This is a genomic window from Actinopolymorpha sp. B9G3 (genome assembly GCF_040120725.1).
Lineage (GTDB): Bacteria > Actinomycetota > Actinomycetes > Propionibacteriales > Actinopolymorphaceae > Thermasporomyces.
In genome coordinates this window covers 150459-163491 of record NZ_JBEEAB010000007.1, presented here as the reverse complement: position 1 = coordinate 163491, position 13033 = coordinate 150459, and the positions used below count along the sequence as shown (strand labels likewise).

Here is a 13033-nt window from a genome sequence, read left to right as displayed (position 1 = left end):
GAGGCGGCGAAATTCGCCGGCGTGGCCGCGTCCGTGGGCGGCGCTAGCATGCGGGTATGTCCGTCCTCCAGCAGAATCCCCAGCAGAACTCAGCACGCGACTCCCGGTTCCTCGAGCTGCTGCAGGCCCAGATCCGCCACGAGTTCAACGCCCACCAGCAATACATCGCTGTGGCGGTGTGGTTCGACGCCGAAGATCTTCCTCGGCTCGCCGCGTACTTCTATCGGCAGGCGTTGGAGGAGCGAAACCACGCAATGATGATTGTGCGGTACCTCCTCGACCAAGGCGTCAAAGTCGTCATTCCAGGCGTTGATCCCGTACGCAACGACTTCACCAGCGCACGCGACCTGGTGGCCCTCGCACTCGCCCAGGAAAAGGAAGTCACCGACCAGTTCGTCGCGCTCGCGAAGGCGGCGCGTGCGGAAGATGACTACATCGGCGAGCAGTTCCTGCAGTGGTTCCTGCACGAGCAGGTCGAGGAGGTCTCGTCCATGTCCACGCTGCTGACGGTGATGGACCGGGCCGGCGACACGTTGTTCCACGTCGAGGAGTTCCTGGCCCGCGAGACGGTGGGCGACAGCGGTACGCCCAGTGCCGCTCCGGCGGCGGCTGGTGGAGCCCTCTGACGCGTTCGAGATCCGGCTGCCTCAAGGGCGGTCGGTAGGCCCGTCAAGTGCCGCTGCGATGGTCCGGGCGAATACCTCCGGGTTGTCGTAGGTCATGACATGTCCCGAACCCTGCACGACGTGAACCGCCACGCCTGAGTCCGCGAGGCCTTCCAGGTCGACGTCCTCGGAACGCTCGCCGACGAGGATCGCGCGCGGCATCGAGGCGGACGCGAGCATGTCGCGGAACGTCGGTGTGCGCTCGGCCAACAGCGAGACCGCGGTCCGGTACATCGCGGCCGGCGACCAGCGACCCGTCGTCGCATGGAACACCGAGGTGACGGCGGCATCCTCCTCCCTCGCGAGGACGGCACGAAGAGCGCTGTATCCGCGCGTGACGAACGCGTCCTCGGACTGGTCGGCGACGTGCCTGCTCAACGTGCCAACGCCCGGGTCGAGGTTGGGTTCGGCGACCACGAGCCGGGCGACCAGGTCCGGCCGGCGATCGGCCAGTGCGATCGCCACCGAGCCACCGAGGCTGTGCCCGATGATGTGGCATCCACGCAGGTGCGCTGCGTCCAGCATCGCGGCGACCACGTCCGCGTGCTCCTCGATCGTGTAGCCGAAGGACGCCGGGGCGGGGTCACTCCAGCCCGTGCCGGCGAGGTCCACCAGCAACGACCGCCGCCCGCGTAGCGGGGGACGGGCGACGATCTCCGGGAAGTCCACAGTCGAAGCCGAACCCAGCCCGGCGAGGTAGACGCACACCGGTTCGGGCGTCGGCTTGTCCGGGCCGCCCGGCAGGTCGAGATAGCGGATCCAACAGGCGTATGCAGGAAGGCGGAAGGCGTGCACGCCCTCAGCATGCCAACGACCGCGACCACACCTGCGACGGCGTCAGCGGGCGTGGCGGCCGAACGCCCCGAGGAGGGCGGCCGAGAGCAGCAACCCGCCTGCGAGGACGCGGAGGATGACCTCGATCGATGCCGAGGGCGCGTGGCCAGCCGACTGGAGTGCCTCCAGCGTGGTCGCTGTCGCGGCCAGCCCGATGCCGGCGATGACGATGAGCACGGTCTGCGTGACGCCTGCGGCTTCGCCGCTGCGTTCGGGTCGTACCACCCGCTGGGTGCCGATGTTCGCGAACGACCAGCCGAGCCCGAAGCCCAGCCCACACAGGCAGAAGACCGGGACGTACGCACCCCAGGCCCGGCTGAAGGTCAGGGCGAGCAGGCTCAGCCCGCCGATGCTGTTGGCGATCGTCATGACGACCCGGGCCGAGTAGCGTACGCCGAGCCAGCCGGCGAGCGGCCCCGCGAAACCCGTGGCGACCGACAGGCCGAGGAAGACGAGGCCGGCCGTGAGCGGGCCGAGGCCGCGGACGTCCTGCAGGTACAGGGTGGCGAGGAAGACGGTTCCGGCGTAGGCGACGTTTGCCATCGTCCCGACGGCGGTGACGAGAACGAAGGCGATGTTGCGGAACAGGCCCATGTCTATCAGTGGCAGGCGGACGTGCCCCTCCACCAGAGGGAAGGACACGAGCAGCGCCAGCCCGGCGAGACCAGTCGCCCAGACAAGGGGTGAGGCAAGCCCGGAGGTCGGGATCCGGTCGACGGCATAGGTGACCAGCGCGACCCCGGCGCTGAGAACGATCGCGCCGACGAGGTCGAGTCGACGCGGCATCGACTCGTCGCGTGACTCACGGGTCGCCGCGAGAGTGACGACAGCGGCCGCCACCACGAAGGGCACCAGGAACCAGAAGATCCATCGCCATCCGGGTCCGGCGGTCAGGAGGCCGCCGACGAACGGGCCCAGCGCGGTCCCGACGGCGGCGAGCCCGAACACCTGGCCGATTGCCCGGCCACGGGACTGCTCCGGAAAGCTGCTCGACAACACCGAGACCGTCATCGGGAAGATGAGAGCGGCCCCGATGCCCTGCAGAATGCGGAACGCGATCAGGAGCCCGGCCGTCGGTGCCAGCGCGCAGAGTACGGCCGCCGCGCCGAAGACGCCGAGGCCGACAACGAGGACGAGGCGCCGCCCGAAGATGTCACCGAGCCGCCCACCGAGAACGAGGAAGGCACCGAGCGCGAGCATGTAGCCGCTGAGCGCCCACTGCAGGTCGGTCGTCGTCACCCGCAGGTCGCTGGCCATCCGCGGCAGGGCGAGGGTGAGTGCGAAGAAGTCCAGCTGGACGCAGAACATCGCCAGCGCTGCCGCGGCGAGCACTCCGCGCAACCGGCGGCTCTCGGCGCGATCCGGCGTAGGAGCCGACGACGCCGGACCCATGGTGACTTCCCCCCGTACTGCCACGTCCCGCCGTGGGCAGGCACTCCCCGCGTCCTGGTTCCAGGCAACCCTAAGCGGGGATGTGTGACGAGGAAGCCCCTTCCGCCCGAGTGGAGGAACTGTGGCGAAGGAAATGCCCGACCCGCTGGATGTGCTGGGTGACGACGAACGCAAGCTCCTGCGTCGGGCGCCACGCCCCGGCTGGCAGGCTCCCATGCTCGCCACCCTGACCAAGAAGCCGTTCTCCGACGAGCGGTGGATCTACGAACGCAAGCTGGACGGCGTACGCGTGATCGCCGTCAGGAACCGCGGCCAGACGACCCTGTGGTCCCGCAACCACAAGGACATGACGAACACCTATCCCGAGATCGTCCAGGCATTCGCGCCACAACAGGCCCAGGACTTCGTGGCCGACGGCGAGATCGTGGCCTTCGACGGCAGGCAGACGAGCTTCGCCAAGCTGCAGGCACGGATCAATCTCGCCGATCCCCGGCGCATACCCGCGACCGGCGTCACCGTCTACCTCTACCTCTTCGACCTGCTCGTCGTCGGTGAGGCCGACCTCACCCGACTGCCGCTGCGGGCCCGCAAGCGGGTGCTGCGCACGACGTTCGAGTTCGGCGACCGCGTCCGGTTTTCCACCCACCGCAACACCGAGGGGGAGAGGTTCCACGCCGACGCGTGCGCGCGAGGGTGGGAGGGCCTGATCGCCAAGCGCGCCGACGCGCCGTACCAGACCGGTCGCCGGTCTCGGGACTGGCTGAAGTTCAAGTGCGTACGCGACCAGGAGTTCGTCATCGGCGGGTTCACCGATCCGGAGGGGTCGAGGCAGGGGTTCGGCGCGTTGCTCGTCGGCTACTACGAAGGGAACCGGCTGCGCTACGCGGGCAAGGTGGGTACGGGTTACAACGCACTGATGCTGCGGGATCTGCGGGCCCGGATGGACAAGATCGCCCAGTCGTCGTCGCCGTTCGCCGATCCGGTGCGCGAGCGCTCCGCCCACTGGGTGGGCCCCGAGTTGGTCGCCCAGATCGGCTTCACCGAGTGGACCAGCGACGGAAAGCTCCGCCATCCACGCTTCGTCGGACTACGTACGGACAAGGACGCCTCGGAGGTCGTCCGCGAACAGTGAGCCGTCGGGAGCCGGCAGGAGCTGGCAGGAGCTGGCAGGAGCTGGCAGGAGCTGGCAGGAGCTGGCAGGGGGAGCCGAGGCGGGAGGAGTTCCCAGCTAATCTCCAGGTGGCGTTCAGGGCGGTCCCAGCCAGGAGAGCGAGGGTGGAGACTGCTTTCGTACATCCACGACTGGAGGGAGACCGCGATGCGCCCTAACGGGCAGTGGGTCAAAAGGCGATGGGCCAACCGGCGGTGGTCGGACCGGTCCACGGTGCTCGCGGTGGCGGTGTCGACCGCCACGATCACGGCGCTGGCGGTGGGCGGGATCGCCCTTGCCGACAACGTGGCGGAGTCCGGCAACGACGCGACCGCTGCCACGAGCGACCAGCCACGTCCGGACGCGAAGGACCGGCCGGTAATGCGGGGCCACCGGGCTCCGGGGCTCATGGGATGGGCTCTGCATGGTGAGTTCGTCACGGCCAAGAAGGACGGCGGCTACCAGACCGTGGCCGTCCAACATGGCGAGGTGCAGGCGGTGAGCGACACCTCGATCACGGTGAAGAGTGAGGATGGCTACTCGAGGTCCTACGTCGTCGATGACGAGACGCTGGTCAACGCCCACCGCGAGGGCATCGGCTCGGTCGACGAGGGCGATGACGTGCACGTGGCGGCGGTCGTGAGCGGCGACACCGCAACGGCGCTTCGGGTCGCGGATGTATCGGACCGCAGGGCCACCTGGGAGAAGTTCCGGCCACGGTTGCGCGGCCTGAACCCAGACACCGGAAACTGATCGGCTCGCCCGACCTCGGGGCCCGGCTCGGATGTGAGGCGATCTCCGAGCCAGGGCCCCGGCTCGGCGGTCGCCGCGGTTGGGCAGCGGAAAGCCGTGCGGGACGGTTCCTCGGTGGCGAAGCGCCCGGCGGATAGGGTTTCCTCACCATGGGGTACGAGAGACCGTTCAGATGAGTGCGGAACCAGCAAGGGAGGCCGCCCGGCGCCGTCGTCGGTTGACCATCACGATCAAGGAGTCGCTGCGCGGGCTGGCCATCCAGTTGTCCCTGCTCAACCACCAGGTGACCGCCAACCTCGCGCTCAAGGACGTTGATCTCCACTGCCTCGACCTCATCAACCGGGAAGGGCCGCTCGGCCCAACCACACTCGCACGTCGGGCCGGGCTGCACCCCGCCACGATCACCGGCATCCTCGATCGGCTCGAACGCGGCGGCTGGGTGGTCCGCGAACGTGACCAGTCCGACCGGCGCGCTGTCGTCGTTCGTGCTCTGCGGGACCGCAACGCCGAACTCTTCCGCCTCTACGCGGGGATGGATGCGTCGATGGGCACGATCTGCGCCGGCTACGACGAGTCCGAGCTCGCCCTCATCGCCGACTTTCTGCGGCGTACGAACGAGGCGGGGCAGGTCGCGACCGCCGACCTCGCCAACGCACCGCCGGACGGCTCCCAGCCGGCATGATCGCGGGGTCAGGTCCCACCGTCAGTGCGAGGCTCGCGGAGGACCTGGCTCGGGCTCTGATCGAACGGAGGATTCGCACATGATCAGCCACGCACCGCCCGGCTACGTCTGTCCGATCTGCGCGTTGGTCGCCGGTGGGACCACCGACGTCAGCGGCCAGCAGGACATCGTGTGGCAGTCGGAACGGGCGACGGCATTCATCTGCGCCCGATGGTGGCCGAACAACCACGGTCATGTGCTGGTCGTGCCGAACGCCCACCACGAGAACATCTACGACCTTCCGGCGGAGTACGGTCACGCTGTCCACGACGGTGTCCGGACGATCGCCCGCGCGATCCGGGACACCTACGGGTGCGAGGGAATCTCCACCCGGCAACACAATGAGCCCGCCGGTTACCAGGACACGTGGCACTATCACGTGCACGTGTTTCCCCGCTATCGAGGCGATGACCTCTACGGGTCGAAACCGTACCCGGCCTTCGTCTCCGCCGAACGTCGCCGGCCGTACGCCGACAAGCTGCGTACGCATCTCAGACATCCGGGGGAGTGACGCGCCCGTCACCGCTCAGCGTTGCACCTGTGCGGCGAGGTTCGTACGCATCCGCTTGACGAGTGTGCGGGGCTCATCGGCGAAGAACCGCACCGTCGTCACGGTCTGGACGCCACGGGGGAGCGTCACCGTGAAGGGACGCTGCAGGATCAGGTCGATGTTTGTCCGGCTGGCGACCACGACGTTCAGGGTCGTTCCGGTGTCGGTCTCGTCGAGTTGTACCGCCCGCGAGCGTTCGCGGCTCCGCTCTCGAACCGACACCGAGCTGATGGCCTCCCAGGGGATGGTGATGTCGAGAGTGAAGCCATTGCGGAGGCGTAGGCCCACCGGCTCGACCAGGTGCGTGTGGACCTTGTACGCGGCGAGCATCCCCACCATCCACATCAATCCCCAGAAACCGACGGCCAGCAGGGCGATCTTCACCGGCTCCCACGGCACCAGCATGTGGGCGATCGGGATCTCGATCGCCGAGACGATGATGAAGACCCAGAAGAGGAGCTCGACCGCCTTCACATAGCTGAACCTCTCGGCACCGGGACCGGCGCCGGGGTCTCGCCGTCGCACCAGGAAGTACAGACTGCGCCAGACACCGAGCTCGAACCGGATGGCGTGCCTGGCTAGTGCCACCGGCGGGCCTATGACGTTCACCGCTGTGCCTCCTTCTCCTTCGCTTCGGCGATCAGCTCACACAGCCGCGCCATCAGCACGTCGAAACCCCTCACCAGGGCGCTGAACTGCCGGTCGGGCATGTCGGCGAAGAGGTCGTCCGCCAGCTGCTCGCCGTCGCGCTTCAGTTGCTCGGCGATGCGCGCGCCGTGTTCGGTGAACGACACGAGCGCGGCCCGACGGTCGGTAGGGTGCGGCTCTCGAACGACGAAGCCGGTGTCCACCAGGGCATCGACGAGGCCGGTGACATTTCGCGGGCTCACGCCGATTGCACCCGCGAGCACCCGCTGTGTGCTGGGCCCGCGGTGGAGCAGCTCCCAGACGAGGGTCGCCCGCGAAGGGGTGAGCCCGACACGGCCGAGACCGTGCTCCATGTCCTCGTTGATGAGCATCGCGAGCTGGAGCAGCTGCCCGAGTGCTGCCTGCTGCTTCTGGCGGCGAGAACTCTCAACAGACATATCGTGAAGTCCCTTCACTATGTCGGTGCTTCACGTATCGTAGCCTGCGCGAGCGGTTGCACGGCGAGATTCCCGCGGACGCATGAGGGAGAAGCCACCCGCAGCTGGTCGCACCGCCCGGAAGCGGAGGTCGCGCCGGACAGCTGTGGTGGATCATGCGCGGACGGCCCATGATTGCGGGCATGAGGAGCAGCCCCAGAGCAACCATGTTCATCGATCGCGACACCGACCCACGCGTCCACCCGCCGACCACGAGCGAGGAACGCGCGACCCTTGCCGGCTTCCTGCGCTGGCAGCGCGACACCCTGGAACTCAAATGCAGCGGCTTGGGAGTCGAGGACCTTGCCCGTCGATCGGTGGAGCCGTCGACGCTGTCGTTGCTCGGGTTGGTACGCCACATGGCCGAGGTTGAGCGCATCTGGTTCCGGACGGTGATGGCAGGTCAGGACGCTCCGCCGTACTTCTACTCCGATACCGATCGTGACGGGGAGTTCGACGGCGCAGTGGCCACGGCCGAGGCCGTCACCGAGGCATGGAACGCGTGGCGGACCGAGATCGAGTTCGCGGACCGGTTCATCGCCCAGGCGCCCGACCTCGATGTGGCCGGGACCGCTCACGGCGGGCCGAGGACGCTGCGGTGGGTCCTGGTGCACATGGTGGAGGAGTACGCACGACACAACGGGCACGCCGACCTGCTGCGGGAGCGGATCGACGGGAGGCTGGGGCAGTAACAAGCAACAGCCCCCTTGATCCGCGCCCCTGACGTGACCGGCCCGACAGCGGTTGTCGGTGCGTCGGCGGGCCCGCAGCTGGAGAAGGGGCCGACGCCTGGGAGTACGTTCCGGAGGCCCGGTTGGTCGGGCGGTGTCGTCCACCGCTTGGCGCTCCCGCCGGACTTAGTTCAGGTGGCGGGTCTCGTTCAACTGGGCGATCTGGTGGCTGTAGTTTCGGTCGTCCTTGCGCAAGTAGGTGATGCCGCCTGAAGTGACACGGAATTGGACACGGCCCGATGCCTCCAAGGGCATGCCAATCCACGCTGCCAGGAGGAGAGTGGCAGTACCTCCATGTGTCACGACTACCTGGTTCTCCATCGTGGATTCTTGAATCCGATCCATCGCCGCATAAGCCCTGACGGCGAGGTCCATCCGTGTCTCAGCACCGTCCACACCTTCGTCGTGCCGTAGCCGCTCGCCGAACTCCGGAGTCGGGATGCGGCGTTCTTCGAGCCAAGCCTTGGGTCGGCCACCCGCCTCACCGTACGACTTCTCCCGCAGGTCTGGGTCCAACTTCAGAGCGCCGCCGACCCGCTTGACGATGACCTCTGCGGTCCGCTGCGCGCGGCGCAGGTCGGATGTGATCGTCTCGACGTCAGCGTCGCCGAGGCGCTCAGACAGCGCTTCGGCGATCGACTCAGCCTGACGCATGCCTCGCTCGGTCAGATCGGAGTCGAACCACCCGCCGACGAGGCCGTCTACGTGGTGGGTTGCCTCCGGATGCGTGACCACATAGATGTTCTTCACTGTGACCTCGAAATCCTCGTTGTGGACCCTGCACGTGTGTCTGTGCCGAGTGTTGGGACGTGACCCATGACAGTTGAAACGAAGGTGCCTGCGCGAGGTGCGACTTGTCAGGCCGGTGGTCGCTGGAGGATCTGTCGGGACGACCCGAAGCCCAGCCGTTCGTACACCGGCACTGCCTTGCGACCAGAGTGGACCGTCACGCGGAGGGCCCCGAGGTGTGTCGCATGCTCCGAAGCGGCCTCCACGAGCGCCGAGCCGATCCCGTGGCCTCGCTGGTTGGGCTTGACGAAGACGCTCTGGATGTCTGCGGATAGCCGACTCGTCGCTCCAGGTCTCGGGACGCGGGGGACGAGCGCGACCCAGGCCATGCCGACGATCTCCGGTCGGAGGAGTCGGGCGACGAACGCCAGGTGCGAGTCCTGGTGGGCGGCCCACCACTTCGCGAGCTCCACTGCGAATGCGTCAACGGACCGCTGTGCTGGTTCCTCATCATGGGTGTCCAGCCACAACAGCCGGGCCAAATCTGCGACGTCATCCGCATTCGCCTGACTGATCCTCACGAGGTGAGTCTGCCAGCTGGTCGACCGGAGGGAGGACGGCGACTTTGCGACGGCTAGGTTGTGTCTCGTGGCGGCGTCAGACGACTCACAGAAGGCGACGGGCTCTGACATGGAGCGTCCTGGCGATCCGAGCCAGCCGTGGCCAGAACTCGCTCCAGACTACGAGCGGGCCCGAAGCAGGGAGGACTCGCTGGATCGGCTTGTCGAGTGGCCTGCGCAGCGAGACCTTCTGGGCGATGTCGCCGGACGGTCGGTGCTCGATGTCGGTTGCGGCAACGGAGGCAAGCTGGCTGAGCTGGTTGGAGACGGCGCGACCGACGCCGTAGGTGTCGATGTCAGTGGCAACTTCCTCAGTGCGCCGCCGCCTGGCTTGGAGCTCATCCGGGGCGATCTCAATGAGCTGGATTCGATGCCAGGGCTTGCCGGTCGCACCTTCGACCGGATCTTGTTCCTGCAGTCTTTCGGCTACGCGAACGATCCAGTTCGCACCCTGCAGGCAGCGCGCGCGATGCTGGCCGACGATGGATTCATCCTGCTGACCAAGACGCAACCGATCCGATACGCCGTCGAACGGGCCGAACAGAATGAGACCTCCTTGGGCGATGAGTATTTCTCCACCGCGCGGTTCTCCTACCTCAGCGGCTGGAACGACCAGATCACCCTCACCAAGCGTCCCTACACCATCTCTGACCTGATCAACGCTTTCAGTGCCGCAGGGCTGTGGATCGAGACCGCGATAGAGCCTCAACTATCCGAGGACGCCCGACGCCGTTACCCGCACAAGCAGGCGTGGATGAACAAGTACCTCGGCATCCTGATCTTCAAGCTCCGGACCCATTCCGGTCAGTAGCCGCGCGTCGCTACGGGCTACTGATGCGCCTGAGGGCGTGGCGGGGCCAAGTACTTGACATAATGTTCATTATCGGCGCTACGTTCTCGAGGGTCGTTCCCAGGCTCGATCAGCTATGGAGACTCACAACCCGCAGGTGTCCGAGTCCGGTGAGTTGAGCGATTACCGTGAAGGCGTGCCAGTTCCCGAGTTCATCCTTCGCCTGCGTGAGCGGATCGGTCATGACCTTCTGTGGCTGCCTGGCGTGACGTCTGTCGTCCTCAACGACGGCGCAGTCCTGTTGGTTCGGCGTTCCGACAACGGTTCTTGGGCTCCTGTGACCGGCATAGTCGATCCTGGCGAGCACCCAGCGAAGGCAGCGGTGCGAGAGGTGCTCGAAGAGACCGGGATCCGCTGCGTTGTCGAGGAACTTGTCTGGGTCAACGTCAGCGATCCGACTGTTCACGTCAACGGCGACCACGCTCAGTACCTGGACCACACCTTCCGGTGCCGATACGTCGCCGGCACCCCGTACGTGGCAGACGACGAGTCGCTCGAGGTCCGCTGGTTCCTCCTCACCGACCTGCCCACGATGAGGCCCAGCCTTCTAGAACGGATAGTGACCGCTGTGGAGCATGTCGGCCCGGCGCGGCTCATCTGACTCGCAGTCAAGGCGCTGCGCTGCCGCCGTTCTGTGGCCGCACCCGTGCTATTCCCGTCTCATGAACTCCCGCTCCTGCAAGTCAACTCACATCAGACCGGGCGACCTCGCGGACCGATCCTGGTATGTTCCGCCGGATGTCAACGATCGAGCCGCCTGACGGCCATTGGAGCCTGAGCTGCCACGCAAGCGCGAAGCGTCGGGTGCGTTGTTCTTCGACTCGGCCGGCCGCGTCCTCGTGGTCAAGCCGACCTACCGCGACGGGTGGGCCTACCCCGGCGGTGTGGTCGAGGTCAATGAGCCTCCACATGCGGCCGCCGTCCGCGAGGTGAAAGAGGAACTCGGCCTGGCTCGGTCGCTTGGCAGGCTGTTGGTCGTGGATTGGGAACCCCGCACCGAGACCATCCCCATCGAAGGGCTGATGACCGTGTTCGATGGCGGAGTTCTTACTCCACAAGAGATCTCGTCGATCAGACTTCAGGAAAGTGAGCTCGGCGCGTTCGACTTCTGGACCGTGGAGCAGGTCCGCGAAATGCATCCTGCGCTCCATGCACGCAGGATCAGTGCTGGCATTCAGGCCAGGAACACCGGCATCGTCGCCTATCTGGAGAACGGATACCCGCCTGCCTCCTCCTGAGGGACGCGACCGCAGATGTCGGCGCAAGGCCAGGAGGTGCCGGCGACAGCGTTTCGATGGCAATCAGACCACGTCGAACGTGGCCGCCCACTCGGCGATTCGCCAGCCCGAGAATTGATCCCTAGATATTCCTTGACGCGAATATTCGCTGTGGTGAATAGTTGTCCGCATGGACGCACTCCTCACCGCACTGGCCGACCCGGCCCGCTGGCGGCTCGTGGGCCTGTTGGCCGAGCGGCCCCGGTCGGTCGGCGTCCTCGCCCAGCTCGCCGAGGCGCGTCAGCCGCAGACGACCAAGCACCTGCAGACCCTCGAGCGCGCCGGGATCGTCACCTCCCAGCGCACCGGCCAGCGCCGCATCTACGCGCTCCAGCCCGCTCCCCTGCGTGACCTGGCTGCTGCACTCAGCCGGCTCGCCGACACCGCGGACCAGGGAGGTGGCGCGCGCGAGACCTACGACCGCTACGGGCTCAGCCTCCACGCAGAGCGGCTCGCCGCGGAGGAGTCGGGGTGGGCCGACGGCCGCTCGTTCAGGTTCGTCCGGTCTCTGACCGAGCGCCCCGAGGAGGTCTGGCGCCACCTGACCGAGCCCTCGCTGCTCGCCCGATGGTGGACGCCCGACGACCTCCGCGTCTCCGAACTCGTCTTCGAGGCGCGCCCGGGTGGGCGGATCGTCCTGGAGTACCGCGACGCAGAAGATGCCGACGGTTCCGACCTGGTGGCCGGACGCGGGGAAGGACTCGTCGACGCCGTACGCCACGGTGAGCACCTCTCCTACCACCTCTCCCCTGCGCTGCCCGACGGCGGCATCGCCTTCACCGCCTACGTCGACTTCGGCCTCCGACCCACCGACACCGGTACGGACCTCGAGGTCCAGCACCGGATCACCGACAGCACAGTCGACTCAGCGGACTTCATCGCAGGCATCGAGATCGGCTTCGGCCAGAGTCTCGACAAGCTCGCGGCGATCCTCGCCGCGGACTCACACGGCACCGACACCGAGCACCACACGGAATCCAGGAGCACGCAGTGACAGAGCAGACCAGCGGCCGCAGAGTCGTCACCAACATGGCCCTCTCCCTCGACGGCCAGTACGCCGGATCGGACCCGCAGGACATGGGCTGGGTGATGCCGTACGCCATCACCGACATCGCCCGCGACCACCTGACCAGCCTCTGGGAGCCGGCGACGACGGCTCTGCTCGGGCGCGTCAACGCCGAGGGGTTCCTCGGCTTCTGGCCCACCGTCATCGGCATGAAGGGTGCCGACCCGCGTGACGAGGCTTTCGCGAAGTGGCTCGTCGACACTGACAAGGTGGTCCTCTCCTCCACCCTTGGCGACGCGCCGTGGGAGCGGACGACGATCGTCGACAAGCCGACCACCGAGGTGATCGCGGACCTCAAGGCGACCGAAGGCGGCGACATTCTCGTGCTCTCCAGCGCGAGCGTCATCAAGGCTCTGCTGGCCGATGACAAGGTCGACCGGCTGGCGATCACGATCTTTCCCGTCTTCCTCGGCAGCGGACCGCGCCTCTTCGACGACGGTCTGCCTGCGGGGCAGTGGGCGCTCGTCAGCCAGAACGCGGGCGAGCACGGCACATTGGCTCTCGTCTACGACCGAGTTCGCTGAGCCGGCCGAACTGCGCGCCGCAGACCATCTCGCCCGACGACCCGGCG

At 67.1% G+C, this 13033-nt stretch carries 17 protein-coding genes; 11 read left to right on the top strand and 6 right to left on the bottom strand.

Going from position 1 to position 13033, the window contains the following annotated elements; translation table 11 throughout:
- Window positions 1–56 precede the first annotated feature (56 nt).
- A complete protein-coding gene (locus ABNF93_RS14940) occupies window positions 57–626 on the top strand; it encodes a ferritin (protein WP_349328621.1) in 570 nt (189 codons plus the stop codon).
- A gap of 21 nt (window positions 627–647) precedes the next feature.
- Here the strand turns inward: ABNF93_RS14940 and ABNF93_RS14935 are convergent, their stop codons facing one another.
- Complete coding sequence (locus ABNF93_RS14935; protein WP_349328620.1) at window positions 648–1460, bottom strand: alpha/beta fold hydrolase; 813 nt, start codon at window positions 1458–1460, stop codon at window positions 648–650.
- 42 nt (window positions 1461–1502) lie between these two features.
- Window positions 1503–2891: an MFS transporter gene (locus tag ABNF93_RS14930; RefSeq protein WP_349328619.1), complete on the bottom strand. Its 1389-nt coding sequence runs from the start codon at window positions 2889–2891 to the stop codon at window positions 1503–1505.
- Window positions 2892–3012: 121 nt separating this feature from the next.
- Here ABNF93_RS14930 and ligD point away from each other — a divergent pair, with 121 nt between their 5' ends.
- The 4 genes from ligD to ABNF93_RS14910 all read left to right on the top strand — a co-directional run bounded on the left by ligD (window position 3013) and on the right by ABNF93_RS14910 (window position 6026).
- Entirely contained in the window at window positions 3013–4023 is a 1011-nt protein-coding gene (gene ligD, locus ABNF93_RS14925) for a non-homologous end-joining DNA ligase (RefSeq protein WP_349328618.1), read from the top strand.
- Between the two features lie 186 nt (window positions 4024–4209).
- Window positions 4210–4794: a hypothetical protein gene (locus ABNF93_RS14920; protein WP_349328617.1), complete on the top strand. Its 585-nt coding sequence runs from the start codon at window positions 4210–4212 to the stop codon at window positions 4792–4794.
- A gap of 172 nt (window positions 4795–4966) precedes the next feature.
- Window positions 4967–5476 (top strand): MarR family transcriptional regulator, encoded by a 510-nt coding sequence (locus ABNF93_RS14915; protein WP_349328616.1) that lies wholly within the window; start codon window positions 4967–4969, stop codon window positions 5474–5476.
- A 79-nt stretch (window positions 5477–5555) separates the two neighbouring features.
- Window positions 5556–6026: an HIT family protein gene (locus tag ABNF93_RS14910; protein ID WP_349328615.1), complete on the top strand. Its 471-nt coding sequence runs from the start codon at window positions 5556–5558 to the stop codon at window positions 6024–6026.
- Window positions 6027–6041: 15 nt separating this feature from the next.
- Here the strand turns inward: ABNF93_RS14910 and ABNF93_RS14905 are convergent, their stop codons facing one another.
- Window positions 6042–6674: a hypothetical protein gene (locus ABNF93_RS14905; RefSeq protein ID WP_349328614.1), complete on the bottom strand. Its 633-nt coding sequence runs from the start codon at window positions 6672–6674 to the stop codon at window positions 6042–6044.
- Window positions 6671–7150, bottom strand: a complete 480-nt coding sequence (locus ABNF93_RS14900; protein ID WP_349328613.1) for a MarR family winged helix-turn-helix transcriptional regulator — start codon at window positions 7148–7150, stop codon at window positions 6671–6673. Before ABNF93_RS14900 ends, ABNF93_RS14905 begins: the two co-directional genes overlap by 4 nt.
- Before the next feature lie 182 nt (window positions 7151–7332).
- Between ABNF93_RS14900 and ABNF93_RS14895 the strand changes: the two genes are divergently transcribed.
- Window positions 7333–7881: a DinB family protein gene (locus ABNF93_RS14895; protein ID WP_349328612.1), complete on the top strand. Its 549-nt coding sequence runs from the start codon at window positions 7333–7335 to the stop codon at window positions 7879–7881.
- Between the two features lie 165 nt (window positions 7882–8046).
- On the opposite strand, the gene ABNF93_RS14890 is transcribed toward ABNF93_RS14895, so the two are convergent.
- Entirely contained in the window at window positions 8047–8670 is a 624-nt protein-coding gene (locus ABNF93_RS14890) for a histidine phosphatase family protein (RefSeq protein ID WP_349328611.1), read from the bottom strand.
- Between the two features lie 107 nt (window positions 8671–8777).
- A complete protein-coding gene (locus tag ABNF93_RS14885; protein ID WP_349328610.1) occupies window positions 8778–9230 on the bottom strand; it encodes a GNAT family N-acetyltransferase in 453 nt (150 codons plus the stop codon).
- 109 nt (window positions 9231–9339) lie between these two features.
- Here ABNF93_RS14885 and ABNF93_RS14880 point away from each other — a divergent pair, with 109 nt between their 5' ends.
- The 5 genes from ABNF93_RS14880 to ABNF93_RS14860 all read left to right on the top strand — a co-directional run bounded on the left by ABNF93_RS14880 (window position 9340) and on the right by ABNF93_RS14860 (window position 12986).
- Window positions 9340–10080: a class I SAM-dependent methyltransferase gene (locus ABNF93_RS14880; protein WP_349328771.1), complete on the top strand. Its 741-nt coding sequence runs from the start codon at window positions 9340–9342 to the stop codon at window positions 10078–10080.
- Between the two features lie 175 nt (window positions 10081–10255).
- Entirely contained in the window at window positions 10256–10720 is a 465-nt protein-coding gene (locus ABNF93_RS14875) for an NUDIX hydrolase (protein ID WP_349328609.1), read from the top strand.
- A 238-nt stretch (window positions 10721–10958) separates the two neighbouring features.
- On the top strand, window positions 10959–11357 hold the full coding sequence (locus ABNF93_RS14870; RefSeq protein ID WP_502877585.1) for an NUDIX domain-containing protein: 399 nt from the start codon (window positions 10959–10961) through the stop codon (window positions 11355–11357).
- A 169-nt stretch (window positions 11358–11526) separates the two neighbouring features.
- Window positions 11527–12390 (top strand): metalloregulator ArsR/SmtB family transcription factor, encoded by an 864-nt coding sequence (locus tag ABNF93_RS14865; protein WP_349328608.1) that lies wholly within the window; start codon window positions 11527–11529, stop codon window positions 12388–12390.
- Window positions 12387–12986 carry a dihydrofolate reductase family protein gene (locus tag ABNF93_RS14860; RefSeq protein ID WP_349328607.1) on the top strand — a complete coding sequence of 200 codons (600 nt, stop codon included), beginning with the start codon at window positions 12387–12389 and terminating at the stop codon, window positions 12984–12986. Before ABNF93_RS14865 ends, ABNF93_RS14860 begins: the two co-directional genes overlap by 4 nt.
- The last annotated feature ends 47 nt before the right edge of the window (window positions 12987–13033 follow it).